Origin of the sequence: Chryseobacterium sp. 2987, assembly GCF_031456375.1 — a bacterium.
Lineage (GTDB): Bacteria > Bacteroidota > Bacteroidia > Flavobacteriales > Weeksellaceae > Chryseobacterium > Chryseobacterium vaccae.
Window position 1 is genome coordinate 190,887 of the sequence record NZ_JAVDUN010000006.1, and the last position, 18,138, is coordinate 209,024.

The following is an 18,138-nucleotide window of genomic DNA, read 5'->3' on the forward strand; positions in this document are numbered from 1 at the left end:
ATTAAAATGATCATTGAATATAAAGGAATTAAACTGAGACTCGTTGATGCGGACGATGCTGAATTCATCGTTTCCATCAGGAATAATGAGAAAAAATCGAGGTTTATTTCAAAAACATCTCCGGATGTAGAAGCACAGAAACAGTGGATTTTAAACTATAAAGTGCGTGAACAGGAACAAAAGGAATACTATTTTATAGCCTATGACGAAAACAATGAAGATTTCGCAACTTACAGAGTTTATAAAATAGAATCCGGGCTGCCGGAAATAGGAAGTTGGGTTTCAAAACCGGATTACGCCAACATCAAAAACTCAATAAAAGTAGACATGGCTGTGAAAGACTATGTTCTGAATGAACTGAAATTTGATACCGTCCAGTTTGAAGTAAGAAAACAGAATACTTCCGTCAACAGCTACCATAGGCTTTTCAAACCCGAACTGGTAAAAACTGATGAGGAAAACAATTACTATCTGCTGAGCAGGGATACATTTAATTCCGTACTGCCGGATATTCTTAAAAAATTTAAAATTTAATCATATGTCAATTAACGAATTCATTGAAAAATTTCAGTCTCAGCTGGAAAATACAGACGTAACGATCACCCCTGAAACAGAATACAGTAAAGAAAGCTACTGGGATTCCCTTACGGCAATGGTCATCAAAGTAATGATTGAAGACGAATACGGTGTTGATATGGAGCCTGAGCAAATCACCGCTTTAAATACTATAAACGCTTTGTATTCATTTGTTTCTGAGAAAAAACAATAAATACTGAACAATGGCCTTTATCAAACATATTTCAACATACATTCCGGGTACTGTTATTTCCAATGAAGAGATTTCAGCTAAATTTCCGGACTGGGAAAGCGATAAGATTCTTGAAAAAATAGGAATCAGAAACAGGAATATTACCGGTGATGACGAATATACTTCCGACATCGCAGTGAAAGCCCTCAACAAACTTGTTGAAGAATACAGCATTGATAAATCTGAGATTGATTATCTTATCGTCTGTACACAAAGTCCTGATTACTTCCTGCCTGCCACTGCCTGTCTCGTTCAGTCCCAGGCCGGCCTGAATACAAGCTGTGGAGCGATTGACATCAACCAGGGATGTTCCGGGTATATTTACGGATTATCTCTTGCCAACGCACTTGTTGATGCCAAAATGATGAAGAATGTGGTTTTAATAACAGCAGAAACCTATTCAAAGCACATCCATGAAGATGATAAAGGAAACATCAGCCTTTTCGGTGATGCCGCTACAGCAACCCTGATCTCGGAAAACGGAGATTTTGAAATTCTGAAATTCTCGGTAGGAACTGACGGAGAAGGCGCCAAAAACCTCATCGTTAAAAACGGTGCCGTAAGAAATAAGAAAACAGAGGATAAAGAGGATAAAGACAATTATCTTCACATGAACGGTCCGAAAATTTTCGACTTCACTTCAAAAGCCATTCCGGGCCTTGTCAAAGAAAACCTGGAAAAAAACGGATTTGAAAAGAGTGATATTGATACCTTCATCTTCCATCAGGCTAATACATTCATGCTTGATTTCCTGAGAAAAAGAATTAACATTCCTCAGGAAAATTTCGTGATCGATATGCTTGACTACGGAAATACCGTATCATCAACAATTCCCATTGCCTTTAAAAATTCAATGACTGCAAGAGATTTAAAAAACATCATGTTGGTAGGCTTTGGAGTAGGTTATTCATGGGGCGCAGTGTGTTTAAGAAAAAAATAATGAGCATAACTTCCCTGTTCAGGGGTTATCATTAAAAAAAATAATACTATGGTAAAATTTCTTGATCTTCAGAAGATCAATTTACGGTATCAGGAAGAAATAGAGAACAAATTACTGGAAGTTTTCCGAAGCGGCTGGTATTTACTAGGCGGTGAACTTAAAAACTTCGAAACCAATTTAGCCAACTACATCGGGGCAAAATATGCCGTAGGGGTAGCCAACGGACTGGATGCCCTGCGTCTTATCTTCCGCGGATATATTGAAATGGGCATTATGAAAGCCGGTGACGAAGTTCTTGTTCCTGCCAATACGTATATCGCTTCTGTACTGGCTTTATCAGACAACGGGCTGGTTCCTGTTTTCGTAGAACCGGATCCAGGCACTTACAATATCGACATTTCAAAGATCGAAGAAAAGATCACTCCAAAAACAAAAGCGATTCTTATCGTTCACCTTCAGGGGAGAATTGTTTTCTCTGAAGAACTTAAAAATATAGCCCAGAAATATGATCTGAAGATCGTAGAAGATAATGCACAGGCTATCGGAGCAGAATGGAACGGCATCAAATCGGGAAATCTTGGTGATGCTTCAGGTTTCAGCTTCTATCCTGGTAAAAACTTAGGAGCTTTGGGCGATGCAGGAGCGGTAACCACCAATGACAAAGAGCTGTATGAAGCCATCCGCGCATTGGCCAACTACGGTTCAAACGAAAAATATGTAAACATTTACAAAGGTTTGAATTCAAGGCTGGATGAGCTGCAGGCTGCCGTTCTGGATGTAAAACTGAAATACATCAGTCATGAAAACGATACCCGAAGAGAAGTAGCTAAAAGATTCATTTCGGAAATCAATAATCCGAAAATCATCCTTCCTGAAAACCCTGCCGACGAAAAAGAACACGTATGGCATGTTTTCGTGATCAGAACTGAAAAAAGAGATGAACTTCAGGCCCACCTTACGGAAAAAGGAATTCATACAATCATTCACTACCCTATTCCTCCACACAAGCAGGAAGCGTATAAAGAATATAATAATCTGTCCTTCCCTATTACCGAAAAAATGCACGAAGAAGTGCTGAGCCTTCCCATTTCTTCAGTATTGGAAGAGGAAGAGATTCAGGCGATCATTAAAGCAGTAAACGAGTTTTAATACATGGAGCAGCCGTTAGTAACCGTCGTTGTTATTTCCTATAATCATTCCATGTTTATCAGGGAAAATCTGGACAGCATTAAAAATCAAACCTACGGAAACATTCAGCTGATCGTAGGTGATGATGCTTCCCCCGATCATTCGGCGGCCGTTATTGATCAGTGGCTTCAGAAAAACAGCTATTCCGCTGAAAAGAATTTCCATACCCAAAATACAGGTCTGGCAGCCATGCTCAATGAATGTATCGCACTGGCGAAGGGGAAATACATCAAGCTTTTAGCAGCCGATGACTTTCTTCACCCCAATGCCATTGAGAAATGCGTTTCCAGACTTGAAAATCTGGGCGAAGAATACGGAATGGTTTTTACCAATACTCATACGATAGACAACGACAGCTCTATCATTCAGGATATTGCGGATTATGATGCTTTAGGAAATATTGATCCTCCTATTTTCAGAAAAGAACTTATAAGAGGGAACAGGATTGCTGCCCTCACGGTATTATTAAGAACCCATGCTTTAAGGGAAACCGGAAAATATGACACCAAATTTATTGTAGATGATTATTTCCGGTGGCTGAAAATCAGTGAAAAATATCTGATTGCCTACATTCCGGAAAAGCTTGCGTATTACCGGATGCACCCGGAAAATATTTCCAAAATAAAAGCAGAAAAGATTGAAATGGAAACTATTCTTCTGCAAATGATGTTTGATAAAGAAGGTCTGGTCAAAGATCGGATCAACGGATTTACCCAGAAATATTATTTTTCAGGGGTAAAGCTTCCTTCAGAATACATCAGTGCTTATCATCAGTATCCGTTTCGCATAAAAAGGCTGGACCTCGCTCTGAAAAACTGGCTTCCCGTTCCGCTGTACAAACTGTTAAATAAAATTGTTTAAAATGAATTCCAAAGTCTCCGTCATTGTTCCCTGCTACAACCAGGCCGTCTATCTGGACGAATGCCTGCAGTCGGTTCTTGACCAGACCCATCAGAACTGGGAATGCATTATTGTGAATGACGGTTCTACAGATCATACGGAAACGGTGGCCAAAAAATGGGCGGAAAAAGACAGTCGTTTTCAGTATGTATATAAAGAAAACGGTGGCTTATCCTCTGCCAGAAACACAGGTCTTGAAAAGGCTTCCGGAGACTATGTTCAGTTTCTGGATTCTGATGATACAATTCATAAGGGAAAATTTTCAAAAAGCCTTTCCACAGATAAAGAATATCCGCTGGCCGTAAGCCAGTTCACCATCTATAAAAACGGATTACATCTTTCCGGATACAACCGGGTTGAACAGGATTTTTTAACATTTGAAGGGATTGTATTCGGATGGGATCTGAAGTTCAGCATTCCAATCCACTGCGCTCTTGTTTCCAAGAAACTTCTGGAAGGGTTTTGGTTTGACACTTCACTAACAAGCTGTGAAGACTGGCTGATGTGGATCCATATCACCAAAGACAACCCCGAAGTCCTTCTGGTAGATGAGCCTTTGGCCCATTACCGTAAAGAAGACAATAACAACAGCATGTCCTCTGATCTTTATAAAATTCTCCAACAGAGAATCAGAATATTTCCCATTCTGAAAAAATTGTACGGAGATGATCTTCACGACAGGCTGGTTTATCATATTATAGAAGTACGTTCTAAGCAGTACATTCAGCAGAGAAATGAATTCAATAAAGTGACAGGCGGACGGGCGGTATCCGGATACCTGGCTTTAAAAAAATATTATTACCGCCTTTTTCAAAAAAAGAACTGATTCCTAACACACAAATGACCTCATCCGTAGCCCTTTGCACCTACAATGGTGAAACCTATATTGCCGAACAACTGGACAGCATCCTGAGCCAGACTCTTCCGGTATCCGAGATCATCGTCTGTGACGACCAATCTTCAGATGGCACGGTAAAAATCCTGAAAAATTATTCAGAAAAACACCCGAACCTCATCAAAGTCTATGAAAATTCCGAAAACTTAGGCTATGTAGGCAATTTTGAAAAAGCAATGAGCCTGTGTACGGGTGACATTGTTTTCCTCTGTGATCAGGACGACCGCTGGTATCCTCATAAAAATGAATATATTACCCGGCTCTTTAAAAATGAGAAACAAATTAATATCATCTGTCATAATATTAAACTTTTCGGAGAACCGGTAAACAGTACTGACGAAATAACCTACTGGGATCTTGATACCAACGGACCAGATCAGTTTACCGGACCTCAAGACGTCATCAAAAGAATTTTATTTCAGGGAAATATATTCCCCGGAATGAGCATGGCCATCCGGAATACCTTTCTTAAAGAACATCTCCCGTTACAGAAAATAAATCCTGTAATTATCCACGACTATGAATTGCTGCTGCTGGCTGCCGATAAAAATTCGGTACAAACAGATACCGCTATTCTGGGAGAATACCGGATTCATCCCAAACAAAGCATTGGATTTAACACATTCTCCAAACTCAAGGCTTCCGAAAAACCTCCGATAACCAGAGAAGCGCTTTTTTCTGTATTCAGGCGAAATACTTTTGTAAAGGAAACAATTTCAAACCTTCAACTGAGTCCTTCACTGAAAGACGGATACAAAGAATACTGTCTTCAGTATTACAAAGATTATATGAAAAGCCTTTCCCCTTTGAAACGATTGATAGCCGGAATAAAAATGAAATACTATTTTCATATCTTTGATTACCTTAAATAAAACTGCCTGGCATCAGTGCCGTAAAAGATATGAAGTATTGTTCCCCGCACATAACACAATTAATGAAAATATTTAACCCATGATCATCGGTAATGGTATCATAGCAAATGCTGTAAGGCCTTATGACAGAGAAGATATTGTCTTTTTTGCCTCAGGCGTTTCTAATTCTCTGGAAACAAGAGCCTCAGAATTTGAAAGAGAGCTGTCTCTCCTGAGATCAGTTCACGAAGAAAACAAAGAAAAAAAGATCGTTTATTTTTCTACATTAAGCATTCACGACCAGTCGAAACAGAATAGCCCATATGTTCAGCATAAAAAAGTGACTGAAAATTATCTTATCAAAAATTCCGGTAATTTTCTGATCCTGAGAATAGGAAACATTGTAGGAAAAGGTGGCAACCCAAATACCCTTTTTAATTTCCTGAAAAAACAGATCGCTGACGGCCATGATTTTGCCATGCATCTTAAGGCGAGAAGGCTGTTGCTTGACATTGATGACATTTCGGGATTTCTGAGCAGGCATTGTCTGGATTTACACAATGAAATTATCAACCTTGCTTTCCCTTATTATTATGATCTTAAAGAGATTGTGAATGCTATAGAAAAGCAGACCGGGCAAGAAGCCAGTTATTCGGAAACTGATGAAGGAGATTTCTATCAGGTAGATTTCAATGAAAATATCAGTACATTTTTTACAGGAATAAGCCCCCAGGATTATCTGGAAACTTTAACCCGAAAGTATATTTAAAAATATCTCTTATTCACGTTATTATAAAACCGGACTGAACCTAAAATCCATATCTGAAAATGCTAAAGATCCACATCATTATTGTTACCTACAACGCCATGAAATGGGCAGAAAGGTGCTTTACCAGCCTCAGGAATTCTTCACTTCCCGTAAAATGTTTCGTTATAGACAACGGATCTTCAGACGGTACCCAGGAATATATCAGAACTCATTTTCCTGAAGTAGATTTTACACAGTCAGAAACCAACCTTGGATTCGGAAAGGCTAATAATATCGGTATTGAAAAAGCATACAAAGAAGGTGCAGATTTCTTTTACCTGATGAATCAGGATGCATGGCTGTACCGGGATACCATGGAAGAAATGATTGAGGTTTATAATGTCCATCCAGATCAGAGCAGCATAGGCATTATAAGCCCCATCCATATCGACGGCTCAGAAAAATATCTCGATATTTTTCTGGATCAGTACATTGCCAGCAACTATGAAAAAACAAGAATGATCTCTGATCTGTATTTTCAAACCCTGAAACCCTATTATGAAATCAGATTTGTGAATGCAGCCCACTGGCTGCTTCCCAGAAAAACAATAGAAACTGTAGGAGGTTTTAATCCTTATTTTTTCCATTATGGTGAAGATAATGAGTTTGTAAACCGTATTCATTTTCATCAGAAAAAAGTATTACTGATCCCGGGCAGCAAAGCCGTACATGACGGAGTACAGAAACTGGACAAAATAGATTATACAAAATTTGAAAATGTCAGGATTGAGATCAATGCTATGAATCCTAATCTTCCTGATGCTGTGCATCTCGAAAAAAAAGCGCTCAGACAGAGTATGATCAAGAATTTTATCCTTGGCAACATGGCCCAATATAAAACCTTATCTCAGAAGTATAAAAAAATCTCTTCCGATGAAAAGCAATTGATCAGTTTCAGAAATATGGTGGCCCAAAAAGGAGCTACTTTTCTTAATCTGTCGTAAATTAGCATACACATAAATGAAAGATTAATGATGAAAAACAACATAATATGTGCGGAATAGCAGGAATCATAAGCAGTAATGCCAGGAATTATCAGGAAGAGATCCGGAGAATGACCGACTCTATGATCCACCGCGGTCCCGACTCTTCACACTATGAATTTTATGATCACGCCGCTCTGGGGCACCGCAGGCTTTCCATTATCGACCTCTCTGACAATGGAAAACAGCCCATGTTCTCCAATACAAGAAATGAATGTATTGTTCTGAACGGTGAAATTTACGGCTACCAGGATCTTAAGAGAAAATATGCTGAATATCCTTATCACGGCGGTTCAGATACGGAGGTCATTCTGGCGATGTACCAGAGAAAACAGGAAAACCTCATCCACGATCTTCCGGGTATGTTTGCATTTGCACTCTGGGACGATCAGAAGCAGCAGCTCTTCTGTGCAAGAGACCGTTTTGGAGAAAAACCGTTTTATTACGCTATAGGAAATAATAATGAATTTATTTTTGCATCAGAGATCAAAGCGATTCTGGCTTCAGGATTAATAAGTCCTAAAGTAAGCAATGATGCACTCTCCCACTATCTTCAGTACGGCTATGTAAGTACGTATCAAAGTATTTATAGCAATATATTTACCCTTCCTCCTGCTCACCAGCTGATATGGAAAGATGGGAAAATTTCAGTCTCCCGTTATTACAGCATTCCGGCAAAAGACAGGACAATCAGTCTTTCCGATGCTAAAGATGAGTTTCTTTACCTGCTTAAAAATGCAGTAAAAAAGCAGCTTATTGCAGATGTGGAAGTAGGAAGCTTTCTAAGCGGAGGGCTGGATTCTTCATCTGTAGTCGCTTTAGTTGATGAATTTCTTCCCCGCCAGACAACCATTAGTTTCGGATATGATCATAAAGACAATGAACTGAAATATGCCAAAGAAATTGCCGATAAATACAATACCAATCATATAGAAGTTCATGAAAAGAAAGAAGATCTTGCAGCATCACTTTTAAAAATCTCTCCTTTTTTTGATGAACCTTTTGCCGATGCTTCATTCATTCCTCATTATGAAATCTGTAAATATGCCCGGGAAAAATTAACCGTCGTATTATCAGGAGATGTAGGTGATGAATTGTTCGGAGGCTATCATTTCTATACCGTTGAAAACAAATTAAGAAATCACTTCAGCTATAAAAATATTGTCGCACAGTTTGGTCTGAAACTGTATCAGAAGTTGAAAACAACCTCATATCTTACCCGGAAAAACATTGAATATTCATCCATCATGGATTTTCATTTGAATTCCGTAAGAAATGCCTTCAGTAAACAGGAGCGTAGCCTGCTGGGGATTACTTCTGATTATGTCCAGAACTTCAGTTTCACCCCTGATACAGATTCTCTGAATGATATTATGCGAGTGGATCTTGAAAATTATGTCCCTGCCAATATGCTGGTAAAATCAGACCGGATGGCTATGGCCAATTCACTGGAAGTACGTACTCCGTTCCTTGATCTGGATTTTGCAGAATTCTGTATTCAGCTTCCAGATCAGCTGAAGCTGGATGATACCAACGATAAAATCATTCTTCGTGAAGCAATGGGCTCCTATTGGACGGAAACCATCAGAAAACGACACAAGCAGGGCTTTGGATTAGGGGTGAAAAACTGGTTTGCAGAAGACAATCTGATGCAGCTTTCTGATGATCTGCTGAAAAATCCGAATCATAAAGTTTTCAGCTATATAGATTTTAAAGCAGTGCAGCAATTCCTGAATAAGGATGAAAAACACTGGAACATCTTACAGCTGGCACTTTGGGCAGATAATAACGCATCCATATTATAAGATAATGATTAAAGTTTCCGTTATCATACCCGTTTATAATGCAGCAGGGCTTTTAGAAAAAGCAGTAACCTCAGCCTTTCAGTTAGAAGAAGTAAAAGAAATTATCCTTATTGAAGACGGATCAACAGATGATTCTCTGAAGGTCTGTCGGAAACTGGCAGCTGAAAACTCCAGGATCAGGTTATTTCAGCATCCTGACGGAGAAAACAGAGGCGCCGCAGCCACCAGAAACCTCGGTATTGAAAAAGCATCTGAAGAATTTATTACTTTTCTGGATGCAGATGATTTTTATCTTCCCAACCGTTTTGATGCAGAAAAAGAAATTTTTAAAAGCTCCAATATTGAAGGGGTATTCGGAGCTATCGGCACAGAATATTTAACTGAGAAAGGAAAACAGGAATTTCAGTCTAAATTTCAAAACGTCTCACTGAGTACGGTAAATTATCCTGCAGAAGGAGAAGACGTCTTCCGGGGCCTTTTAAGGCTTTCACCTAAATTTTTCGGTACATCAATACCCCTGAATACACTGACTATAAAAAAGCAGTCTCTGGACCGCCACGGACTACGTTTTAATCCGGCTCTCCGCCTACATCAGGACACAGAATTTACCATCAGGCTTGCTTATCATTGCTATCTGAAAACAGGTATTATAGATCGGGCTATTGCTATGAGAGGCATTCATGACAACAACAGAATTACCAAAATCGTAAGGTATACCCCAGAATACAATCAACGGCAGCTATTGTACTGGAATTCTCTCTACAATTGGTCTTTATCCAAGAAGTTACCCAATGAATATAAAAAGAGAATTTATCTAATCTATAAATCATTTGATCTTGCTTTAAAACAAGGGATAAATAAATATGCCTGCATATTTCTGGAAGCCATGAAAAACCCTGAGATATTAAAGACTAGATATCGTTTTACCTATTATCGCCGATAAAATGAAAATATCAGTAATCATTCCTGTATACAATGCCGAAAAATATGTTTCCAAGGCTGTAGAATCAGCACTGCAGTTCGATGAGGTACAGGAAGTTATTCTTGTGGAAGACCGGTCTCCGGATAACGCACTGCTCGTATGCAGGGAACTTGCCGGGAAATATGAAAGAGTAAAGCTTTACCAGCATCCTGATCAAAGAAACCATGGAGCCGGAGCCAGCAGGAATCTGGGAATGAAAAAGGCTTCTTCTGATTTTATTGCATTTCTGGATGCTGACGACTATTTCCTTCCCAATCGTTTTGACGCAGAAAAAGAAATTTTTAAAGATCCTGAAATTGAAGGCGTTTTCAATGCCATAGGAACAGAATATCTCACGGAAAAAGGGAAAGAAGAATGCTTATCCAATATTAATGATCAGTATCTTTTGACGGTTAATTACCAAGCAGAAGAGAAGGAGGTCTTCAGAGGTCTTTTAGGGCTTACCCCAAGAAAATTCGGCTCATTTTTCACATTGGATGCTCTTACTGTAAAAAGATCTTCTATTGAATCTAAGAACCTGCGTTTCAATGAAAGTCTGCGTCTGCATCAGGATTCAGATTTTATTATTAAGCTGGCTTATCATTGTCATCTGAAATCCGGAACTATTGATCAGCCCGTAGCCATCAGGGGAATGCATGATGATAACAGAATCACCAAAATTGTAAAATATTCTCCTCAGTATAACCAGAGGCAGTTTCTTTTCTGGAACTCCCTTTTTCAATGGTCTGAAGCTGTGCGGCCGGATAAAGATGCGGCCCGGCATATTGAACTCCAGAAAAAAGCGTTTGAGTTATCAGAAAAAAAAGGACTATCTAAGATTTCCGGTGTTTTTATGGCCATTCTTAAAGATCCAAGAATATTGAAAACGAAATACAGATTTACATATACCCATTGATCTATGGCTCCCAGCAGTTTTCAATGAAGATAATGGTTATAAACCTCATGTTTATTAAAGATGCATCACTATTTCTCACTCTGTAAAATGATGGATATCCATTATTTTATCTCTAAAATAAATAATCTAATTTTGAATAATTGGTAAAAAACAGTATTAAGCTACTATAGCAGTCAAGATCAAGATGACTTCATTCTAAAGCATTTCATAAAAGTTAAAATAATATTTCATTAAATAGAGAATTTTAAGAATATTTTTAATTATTTTTAAGGAAGAAAAAAAAAGAATTACCAGCATCATATGTTAAAAATACTTATTCTGGTTGCAGTTGCGGTATTATTTATATTATTTTGTAAAAACATCTCTTTTATTCATCAAAGAATCTAATACCCGCCAATAAGAAAAATAAACACAAATCATTCAAATTTCCACAAAAGTAAATGAAGATCTCAGTAATCATTCCCGTTTATAATGCAGAAAAATTTGTGGCTTATGCCGTTGAATCGGCTCTGCAGTTCGAGGAAGTATATGAAATCATTCTGGTTGAAGACCAATCTCCGGATAATGCACTGGAAATATGCCGCGAACTTGAAAAAAAATATAACAGAGTAAAGCTTTACCAACATCCTGATCAGAAAAATCATGGTGCCGGCCCCAGCAGAAACCTAGGAATGACAAAAGCAACAGGGGATTTCATTGCTTTTCTGGACGCTGATGATTACTACCTTCCCAACAGATTTGATGCAGAAAAAGAACTTTTCACAGATCCTAAAGTAGAAGGGGTTTATGGAGCTCTTGGTGTACATTACTACTCAGAAAAGGCAAAAGAACAATATTATCAGCTATTCAGAGACAGACTGACTACAGTTTATAAAAAACACAGTCCTGATGAAGTTTTTCTGGGCCAGATCCATATGCTGGGCAGTTTTGGGCTTTTCAGCATAGATACCCTTACCATTCGGCGGGACTCTTTAATGAAAAAAATGGATACGCTCTTTAAACCAGTCCTAAGGCTTCACGAAGATACTGAATTCCTCTTTAGATTATCCTACTATCTTGACCTTTATCCCGGTATTCTGGATAAGGCTGTTGCCATGAGAGGAGTACATGAAGATAACAGAATCACTAAAGTGGATACTGGCATAATAGATCCTGCCATTTCAAGAGCACTTCTTTGGAATGAGGTGAGCCGGTGGTCTCAAAGTGAAGATACCATTCCTGACCATGTAAAGCTTCACATTAAAAGAATGCAGCGGAGTTTTAAAATTGCCAACGCTCCCAGAACGCACAAGTGGGGAATGGTTATAAAATACCTGTTTACAGATTTCAGGAGTATACAATCCGGATTATACAACATCAACTTCAAACATTCTCTATTTTCATAATATAAATAACCTCAGGGTTCGGGATAAGAATTTTTGATTTATAGAGCTTGGAAGCTGGGAGACGAAAGAGGGAGGTTCTGAAGGTCATCAATAATGAATTGTCATCTTTTTTAGCTAATCTGATTTTATAGAGGCTTTCAGTATCTATAGCTAAAAGTAATTTCCAGCCTCCTTCTTCCATCTTCCAACCTTTTATATTTAAACTCATTAACCCTAATTCAGGTTAAATAGTATTCTATAGCAAAATATAAAATAAAGACCCTATATAATCTTCTCTACTTTATTATATTTGCTGTTGGAAAACTAACACAAAATGAAAATCTCGGTCATTATCCCTGTTTACAATGCGGAAAGGTTTATAACCCAAGCCGTAGAATCTGTACTTCCGCTTGATGAAGTACATGAGATTATTCTTGTTGAGGATAAATCTCCCGACAATGTGCTCCCGATATGTATACAGCTTGCCGATAAATATGAGAAAGTAAAATTATTCCAGCATCCGGATAAGGGTAACCACGGAGCCGGCCCCAGCAGAAATCTGGGTATAGAGAAGTCCACCGGAGACTTTATTGCATTTCTGGATGCCGATGATTATTACCTTTCTAACCGATTCGAAGCTGAAAAAGAACTTTTTAAAAATCCCGAAGTAGAAGGAGTTTACGGCGCTCTTGGTGTACAGTATTATTCTGAAAAAGCAAAAGAACAGTATTACAATCTGTATAAGGATAAATTAACAACTGTTTATGAAAAGCACAATCCGAAAGATGTTTTCCCGGGCCAGCTTCATATGCGTGGGAGTTTTGGTTTATTCAGTATTGATACATTGACTATCCGAAAAGAGTCGTTAATGAAAAAAATGAATCCGCTGTTCAAAACCACTTTAAGACTTCACCAGGATTCGGAATTTTTGTTCCGTCTGTCTTTTTACCTTGATCTTTATCCAGGTATTTTAGATAAAGCGGTGGCGATAAGAGGAGTTCATGAAGATAACAGGATCACAAAAGTGGAAGCGAAAGCAGTAAAACCCGCCAAAACCAAAGTATTGCTGTGGAAAGAAGTTAATGACTGGGCCTCAGCTGAGGATAATATTCCCGCTCCTGTAAAACTTCATATCAGAAGAATGCACCGGAGTTTTCAGATCGCAGATGCACCTGTTTTCAAAAAGTGGGGAATGATCTTACAATATCTTATTACAGATTATCCAAGTATTCGTTCCGGGCTGTATAATATTAATTTCAGAAAATATCTGCTTTAATTTTTACGGTCTGACCGGATAGAATCTCCAATACGGGCACTAAGATTTTTACCGGAATCCCGGTACATATGGTTTCCGTCTGTATATTGGAACTCATTATACTGACCCGCAAAATTATAATATTTCAAATGATGTTTCTGTGAAATCTCTTTCATAACATCATTAAATACCGAGAACTTTTCATTTTCTATCTCCGTAATATTTTTAGAGGTAGGAATACGTACCAGATAAACTGTTCCTTTGTCTTTAAGGTAATTGATGATATCATTCAAAGCCTTTAACCGTTCATCCGAAAGATTATAATTCTCCATCATATCCCTGTATTCCTTTGTTTTCAACGCTGTTCGTGCGGCTACAGAATCTTTGTTCATATTAACATCTACTTCCATCCAGCCGTCCTTATGCAGGAAAGTATTGGATCTGCCAGCCTCTTCACGGTCTGTATAAATTTTAAACCAGCTTTTGGTATAATTTCTCAACAGGTATTCATAATTGGGCGACATATCATAAAAATACATATTCTTAAGTGGCGATTTTTCTTCAGGAAAATCTTCTTTTTTCTTAACAATATGATTCAGGGAAAGATTCCACGGGTTTACGGTAAGAATAAAAATTCCGTTCTTCGTAGCAGGATTAAGTTTTCTTTTTAAGGCTTTTAAATAAATCTGGCCGTATGGTGAATAGACAATATTAAGGGAAAAATTGTCAAAAGGAACAGCTAGTTTTTCTTTCAAAACCGATGGAACAATTCCTTGTGCTCCTCTGGAATCCCCCAAAATGATATTCTGTGGTTTTTCAACTGCGAAGTGCATATAATCATCATCCGTATTTCCATCTGCATAAGATCCAAGTACTGCAAATACAATAAGTACAACAGCAAAATAAGGTGCTATTTTAAATAAAAACTTCTTCATGCTAAAACTGAAAATAAATGAATTCATTATTCCCGAAGTTGGCGTAACGAAGAATAATATAAATAACTGCAAGATAAAAAATCCGCCTCACCCAAGGCATATATCTTTTGATCTCCAGCCCATGAAACTGCTCTCTGTTGATCCATTCCACAATCATCATAAAGCCGATCAGTCCAAATACTTTCACAGGCAAATTATGGGGCACAGAATAGAGCTCAACACTGCATATTCTTAAAATATAATGATAAGCCTGAGAAACAGATTCTGCCCTGAAAAATATCCACGCAATACAAGTGACTGAAAACGTAATTAAGATCTGAAAAATTTCTTTTACAGATGGCAAAAGTCTTCCCTGGGCCGCTACCTCAAGATTCTGACGGTTTTTATTCATGATCAGTAAAGGCATAAAATATAGCGCATTGAGCCCTCCCCATATAATAAAAGTCCAGTTAGCTCCATGCCAGAATCCTGAGACCAGGAAAATAATAAATGTATTTCTGATCTTCATAGGCAGCCCTCCTTTACTTCCTCCTAAAGGAATATAAAGATAATCCCTGAACCACGAAGAAAGCGAAATATGCCACCTTCTCCAGAATTCTGCAATATCTCTTGAAAAGTAGGGAAATGAAAAGTTTTTAAGTAATTCGATACCAAATAATCTTGAAACCCCTAATGCAATATCAGAGTATCCCGAAAAGTCTCCATAAATCTGGAAGGCAAATAATACAGCTCCTATGGCAAGATTCACGGGAGTTTCCGTCTGATAATTATTGAAAATCTCATTAACCAGAGGCGCACAATTATCTGCAATAACCATTTTCTTGAAAAATCCCCAAAGAATCTGGCGCATTCCGTCTACTGCCTGTTCATAATTGAAAACTCTTTTTCTTTGAATTTGGGGAAGAAGATGCGTTGCCCTTTCTATAGGCCCCGCAACAAGAAGGGGGAAATAGCTGACAAAAACAGCATAATCTGTAAAGTTCCGCTCCGCTTTTATTCTTTTTTTATAAACATCTATGACATAGGAAAGCCCATGGAAAGTATAAAAAGAAATTCCTACCGGAAGTATGATATTGATAAGCCAGACATTCACAGTGAATCCAAAGCTGCTTAAAAGATCAGCAAAGCTTTCAACAAAGAAGTTATAATATTTGAAAAAACCCAAAAACCCGAGATTGATCACAATACTTAAGGTAAGCCAGAACTTGGCTTCTCTATTATTTTTGCTGTTCTCTATTTTAATTCCGGATACATAATCCAGACCTATTGAAAACATCAATAAGAAAAGAAATCTCCAGTCCCAGCAAGCATAAAAATAAAAACTCGCGAGAAGCAGAAGTCTGTTCTGATGCTGAAATTTCTTATTGAAAACAAACCAGTAAAGACAAAATACGATGGGCAAAAAGATCAGAAATCCTATTGAATTGAATAACATATGACGTATTTAGAAGTTATGGATGCATACTTTTTCCTCTTCTGAAACGCTAAAGCTTCTGCCTATGGGATTATTTCTAAGATTTCTATTATTTTTTGAGGGAATATGGGCTATTTCAATCACTGTAATTTTTTTTCGGTTTACACAAAAATATGTTTTTTTATAAAGATATCGTTCAGATTTCCAATCTTTTCAGATAATCTCTCAAAGGTTTTTCAATAAATTGATAAAACAACATTGAAGTTATGATAAGAACGGGAATATAAATCAGGAATATAGTATCGCTGTCCAGATAATATGTTCTCAGAATATCTCTCAGAATATACAATACCGGGATGTGGGTAATATAAACGGCATAACTTGCTTCACCCAGATATTCCAGTGGCTTTAAAGAAAACAGCTTTGTCAGAAAGCCATTGTTTCCGGATATTAGAATAATAAGAGGGATGAAAAGCAGGGCCATTAATCCGTTATGATAAAAAAGCGGAACAAAAATCATAGTAAGAAGAATGGCTGTAAAAATCAGAATTACCGGAATATCATAATTTTTCTGTTTAAAATTCCTGACAAAGAGAATACCTGCAAGGTTTCCTACAAGAAATTCGTTAATATGCATCAGAGGGAAATAATACAGAAATTCATGACTTTCGGTATGAGGGCCTTTATAGGAAGGGGAAGCTTCATAAAGATGAGAAAACACCTGACTTACAATCCAGATCACTCCGGCAGCCACCCAAATGGTTTTATTCTTTTTTGAATAAAAGTGATTATACAGCAGAGGAAAGAGCAGATAAAATAAAAACTCCACAGAAATAGACCATCCCGGGAAATTCAGAATCATTGCTTTACCTGGAATCCAGCTCTGCAATCCAAAAAGATACAGAAAGCTGTCGGGTATGTTAAATTTCGAAAACCGGGTTACCAGATAAAGCAGCAATCCAAGCACATATAACGGATAAATCCGGGCAAATCTGTTTTTGTAATAGTCAATATATTCTATCTTCTCCTTCTTATGATAAGCTATGATCATAATAAATCCGGACAGGATAAAAAAATAGCTTACCCCTACATTGGCTTTCAGAAAGATGTTTGAAATATAATCAATCTTATACAGAAACATATCTTTATTGAAATGGGAAATAACAATCGCCATAGCTGCCAGGAACCGGGTAAAAGTGATCTGACTTATCTTCATTCATGAAAACTGTTCAACAGCCTCTCCTATTTTTAGTTAGATAAAAAATACCTTCCGGAAGTTTATTTGATAAAAACACCAATATACTTTCCTTCATATTCTACCACAGTGGTTTCTATATTATTTTTCTCACAAAAATCCTGATAGGCAGAGTTATCACCAATATCATCACTGATAAATACCCCTCCTTTTCTCAAATGCTGATAAAGTTCGCCATAAGCCCACATTCTTCCGTTATAGCTTTTATCCGAATCATAATGCAGTACATCAAAAACCTGATTTTCGGAAAAGATTTTTGGAAGTGACTCCCTGTCTGCAAAACGAAACAGCTTCCAGTGGTTTTTAAGTTGCTCCGGAACCACATATCCTACATACTGATCGCCATCCTGCGCCAGATACGGCATATCTGAGCTGTACAATGTACCCTCTCTTTTTACCAGCGATAAAAGTGAAGCCAGTGATGACCATCCATAAGCAACGCCTGTTTCTACCACATTTTTAGCATTGGTAAATTCACAGGCATAATAGATCAGTTCCAGTGCTCCGGGACCGCCCATTTTCACAGGACACACACTCTCCTTATGTTCTGCAGCCGCTAATGCTTCTCGGTAATCGGTACGGAAGGGATCAATATCAATCCCGAACAGCTTTAAAACAGCTTCTTTTTGAGAAACAGCTTTCGCGGCAGCCCAGGAATTGGTTTTTTCCTTTCCCTTGAATGCATTGCTTCTGTTTACTGTATTTTTAATGATTTTCCGGCCAAGCTCCGGATAAAGGTCGGGTCTTTTCAGATACCCTATAAATGTTTTGAGAACTCTTGTTATTTCGCTCACTGTGTTGTCTTTAATACCGCAAAAATAAATATTTTTTTTTCATTTATCTAAAAACCGATTATATTT

At 37.8% G+C, this 18,138-nt stretch carries 19 protein-coding genes; 14 read left to right on the forward strand and 5 right to left on the reverse strand.

The genetic code is table 11. The features are described 5' to 3' along the window. Positions 1-6: 6 nt before the first annotated feature. The 13 genes from J2Y40_RS18490 (at position 7) to J2Y40_RS18550 (ending at position 12,440) form a co-directional block, all read left to right on the forward strand. The gene (locus tag J2Y40_RS18490) at positions 7-534 is read left to right on the forward strand and encodes a GNAT family N-acetyltransferase (RefSeq protein ID WP_153397483.1); all 528 of its coding nucleotides are present in this window, start codon (positions 7-9) and stop codon (positions 532-534) included. Positions 535-538: 4 nt separating this feature from the next. Beyond that, entirely contained in the window at positions 539-769 is a 231-nt protein-coding gene (locus J2Y40_RS18495) for an acyl carrier protein (protein WP_153397481.1), read from the forward strand. A gap of 10 nt (positions 770-779) precedes the next feature. Next, on the forward strand, positions 780-1,748 hold the full coding sequence (locus tag J2Y40_RS18500) for a ketoacyl-ACP synthase III (protein ID WP_153397479.1): 969 nt from the start codon (positions 780-782) through the stop codon (positions 1,746-1,748). A gap of 48 nt (positions 1,749-1,796) precedes the next feature. Further along, complete coding sequence (locus J2Y40_RS18505) at positions 1,797-2,897, forward strand: DegT/DnrJ/EryC1/StrS family aminotransferase (RefSeq protein WP_310000653.1); 1,101 nt, start codon at positions 1,797-1,799, stop codon at positions 2,895-2,897. Positions 2,898-2,900: 3 nt separating this feature from the next. Then, positions 2,901-3,797: a glycosyltransferase gene (locus tag J2Y40_RS18510; protein WP_153397475.1), complete on the forward strand. Its 897-nt coding sequence runs from the start codon at positions 2,901-2,903 to the stop codon at positions 3,795-3,797. A gap of 1 nt (position 3,798) precedes the next feature. Then, positions 3,799-4,662 carry a glycosyltransferase family 2 protein gene (locus J2Y40_RS18515; protein WP_310000656.1) on the forward strand — a complete coding sequence of 288 codons (864 nt, stop codon included), beginning with the start codon at positions 3,799-3,801 and terminating at the stop codon, positions 4,660-4,662. Between the two features lie 14 nt (positions 4,663-4,676). Next, complete coding sequence (locus J2Y40_RS18520; RefSeq protein ID WP_310000658.1) at positions 4,677-5,603, forward strand: glycosyltransferase; 927 nt, start codon at positions 4,677-4,679, stop codon at positions 5,601-5,603. Positions 5,604-5,682: 79 nt separating this feature from the next. Further along, the gene (locus J2Y40_RS18525) at positions 5,683-6,351 is read left to right on the forward strand and encodes an NAD(P)-dependent oxidoreductase (protein ID WP_153397469.1); all 669 of its coding nucleotides are present in this window, start codon (positions 5,683-5,685) and stop codon (positions 6,349-6,351) included. A 59-nt stretch (positions 6,352-6,410) separates the two neighbouring features. After that, the gene (locus J2Y40_RS18530) at positions 6,411-7,334 is read left to right on the forward strand and encodes a glycosyltransferase family 2 protein (RefSeq protein ID WP_153397467.1); all 924 of its coding nucleotides are present in this window, start codon (positions 6,411-6,413) and stop codon (positions 7,332-7,334) included. Between the two features lie 47 nt (positions 7,335-7,381). After that, complete coding sequence (gene asnB, locus J2Y40_RS18535) at positions 7,382-9,178, forward strand: asparagine synthase (glutamine-hydrolyzing) (RefSeq protein WP_310000661.1); 1,797 nt, start codon at positions 7,382-7,384, stop codon at positions 9,176-9,178. A gap of 4 nt (positions 9,179-9,182) precedes the next feature. Continuing rightward, complete coding sequence (locus tag J2Y40_RS18540) at positions 9,183-10,121, forward strand: glycosyltransferase family 2 protein (RefSeq protein ID WP_153397463.1); 939 nt, start codon at positions 9,183-9,185, stop codon at positions 10,119-10,121. Between the two features lies 1 nt (position 10,122). Continuing rightward, a complete protein-coding gene (locus J2Y40_RS18545) occupies positions 10,123-11,055 on the forward strand; it encodes a glycosyltransferase (RefSeq protein ID WP_153397461.1) in 933 nt (310 codons plus the stop codon). Between the two features lie 440 nt (positions 11,056-11,495). Then, entirely contained in the window at positions 11,496-12,440 is a 945-nt protein-coding gene (locus J2Y40_RS18550) for a glycosyltransferase family 2 protein (RefSeq protein WP_153397459.1), read from the forward strand. On the opposite strand, the gene J2Y40_RS18555 is transcribed toward J2Y40_RS18550, so the two are convergent. After that, positions 12,418-12,648 (reverse strand): hypothetical protein, encoded by a 231-nt coding sequence (locus tag J2Y40_RS18555; protein ID WP_310000665.1) that lies wholly within the window; start codon positions 12,646-12,648, stop codon positions 12,418-12,420. The genes J2Y40_RS18550 and J2Y40_RS18555 overlap by 23 nt on opposite strands. Positions 12,649-12,753: 105 nt before the next feature. On the opposite strand from J2Y40_RS18555, the gene J2Y40_RS18560 reads away from it, so the two are divergent. Beyond that, positions 12,754-13,695 carry a glycosyltransferase family A protein gene (locus tag J2Y40_RS18560; RefSeq protein WP_310000667.1) on the forward strand — a complete coding sequence of 314 codons (942 nt, stop codon included), beginning with the start codon at positions 12,754-12,756 and terminating at the stop codon, positions 13,693-13,695. On the opposite strand, the gene J2Y40_RS18565 is transcribed toward J2Y40_RS18560, so the two are convergent. The 4 genes from J2Y40_RS18565 to J2Y40_RS18580 form a co-directional block, all read right to left on the reverse strand. Then, positions 13,692-14,609 carry a hypothetical protein gene (locus J2Y40_RS18565; RefSeq protein WP_310000669.1) on the reverse strand — a complete coding sequence of 306 codons (918 nt, stop codon included), beginning with the start codon at positions 14,607-14,609 and terminating at the stop codon, positions 13,692-13,694. The two genes, J2Y40_RS18560 and J2Y40_RS18565, sit on opposite strands and share 4 nt — an antisense overlap. A gap of 1 nt (position 14,610) precedes the next feature. Next, positions 14,611-16,044, reverse strand: coding sequence for an MBOAT family protein (locus J2Y40_RS18570; RefSeq protein WP_153397451.1), 1,434 nt, complete (start codon positions 16,042-16,044; stop codon positions 14,611-14,613). 175 nt (positions 16,045-16,219) lie between these two features. Next, entirely contained in the window at positions 16,220-17,239 is a 1,020-nt protein-coding gene (locus J2Y40_RS18575) for an acyltransferase (protein ID WP_153397449.1), read from the reverse strand. A gap of 62 nt (positions 17,240-17,301) precedes the next feature. Continuing rightward, the gene (locus J2Y40_RS18580; RefSeq protein ID WP_153397447.1) at positions 17,302-18,072 is read right to left on the reverse strand and encodes a class I SAM-dependent methyltransferase; all 771 of its coding nucleotides are present in this window, start codon (positions 18,070-18,072) and stop codon (positions 17,302-17,304) included. Positions 18,073-18,138: the final 66 nt, after the last annotated feature.

What these genes read in the sequence shown, in the direction of transcription:
- J2Y40_RS18575 (WP_153397449.1), bottom strand. Translation starts at nt 17,239, where the DNA reads ATGAAGATAAGTCAGATCACTTTTACCCGGTTCCTGGCAGCTATGGCG.
- J2Y40_RS18500 (WP_153397479.1), top strand. Translation starts at nt 780, where the DNA reads ATGGCCTTTATCAAACATATTTCAACATACATTCCGGGTACTGTTATT.
- J2Y40_RS18550 (WP_153397459.1), top strand. Translation starts at nt 11,496, where the DNA reads ATGAAGATCTCAGTAATCATTCCCGTTTATAATGCAGAAAAATTTGTG.
- J2Y40_RS18515 (WP_310000656.1), top strand. Translation starts at nt 3,799, where the DNA reads ATGAATTCCAAAGTCTCCGTCATTGTTCCCTGCTACAACCAGGCCGTC.
- J2Y40_RS18495 (WP_153397481.1), top strand. Translation starts at nt 539, where the DNA reads ATGTCAATTAACGAATTCATTGAAAAATTTCAGTCTCAGCTGGAAAAT.
- J2Y40_RS18565 (WP_310000669.1), bottom strand. Translation starts at nt 14,609, where the DNA reads ATGAAGAAGTTTTTATTTAAAATAGCACCTTATTTTGCTGTTGTACTT.
- J2Y40_RS18560 (WP_310000667.1), top strand. Translation starts at nt 12,754, where the DNA reads ATGAAAATCTCGGTCATTATCCCTGTTTACAATGCGGAAAGGTTTATA.
- J2Y40_RS18530 (WP_153397467.1), top strand. Translation starts at nt 6,411, where the DNA reads ATGCTAAAGATCCACATCATTATTGTTACCTACAACGCCATGAAATGG.
- J2Y40_RS18555 (WP_310000665.1), bottom strand. Translation starts at nt 12,648, where the DNA reads ATGAGTTTAAATATAAAAGGTTGGAAGATGGAAGAAGGAGGCTGGAAA.
- J2Y40_RS18570 (WP_153397451.1), bottom strand. Translation starts at nt 16,044, where the DNA reads ATGTTATTCAATTCAATAGGATTTCTGATCTTTTTGCCCATCGTATTT.
- J2Y40_RS18545 (WP_153397461.1), top strand. Translation starts at nt 10,123, where the DNA reads ATGAAAATATCAGTAATCATTCCTGTATACAATGCCGAAAAATATGTT.
- J2Y40_RS18525 (WP_153397469.1), top strand. Translation starts at nt 5,683, where the DNA reads ATGATCATCGGTAATGGTATCATAGCAAATGCTGTAAGGCCTTATGAC.
- J2Y40_RS18540 (WP_153397463.1), top strand. Translation starts at nt 9,183, where the DNA reads ATGATTAAAGTTTCCGTTATCATACCCGTTTATAATGCAGCAGGGCTT.
- asnB (WP_310000661.1), top strand. Translation starts at nt 7,382, where the DNA reads ATGTGCGGAATAGCAGGAATCATAAGCAGTAATGCCAGGAATTATCAG.
- J2Y40_RS18505 (WP_310000653.1), top strand. Translation starts at nt 1,797, where the DNA reads ATGGTAAAATTTCTTGATCTTCAGAAGATCAATTTACGGTATCAGGAA.
- J2Y40_RS18490 (WP_153397483.1), top strand. Translation starts at nt 7, where the DNA reads ATGATCATTGAATATAAAGGAATTAAACTGAGACTCGTTGATGCGGAC.
- J2Y40_RS18520 (WP_310000658.1), top strand. Translation starts at nt 4,677, where the DNA reads ATGACCTCATCCGTAGCCCTTTGCACCTACAATGGTGAAACCTATATT.
- J2Y40_RS18510 (WP_153397475.1), top strand. Translation starts at nt 2,901, where the DNA reads ATGGAGCAGCCGTTAGTAACCGTCGTTGTTATTTCCTATAATCATTCC.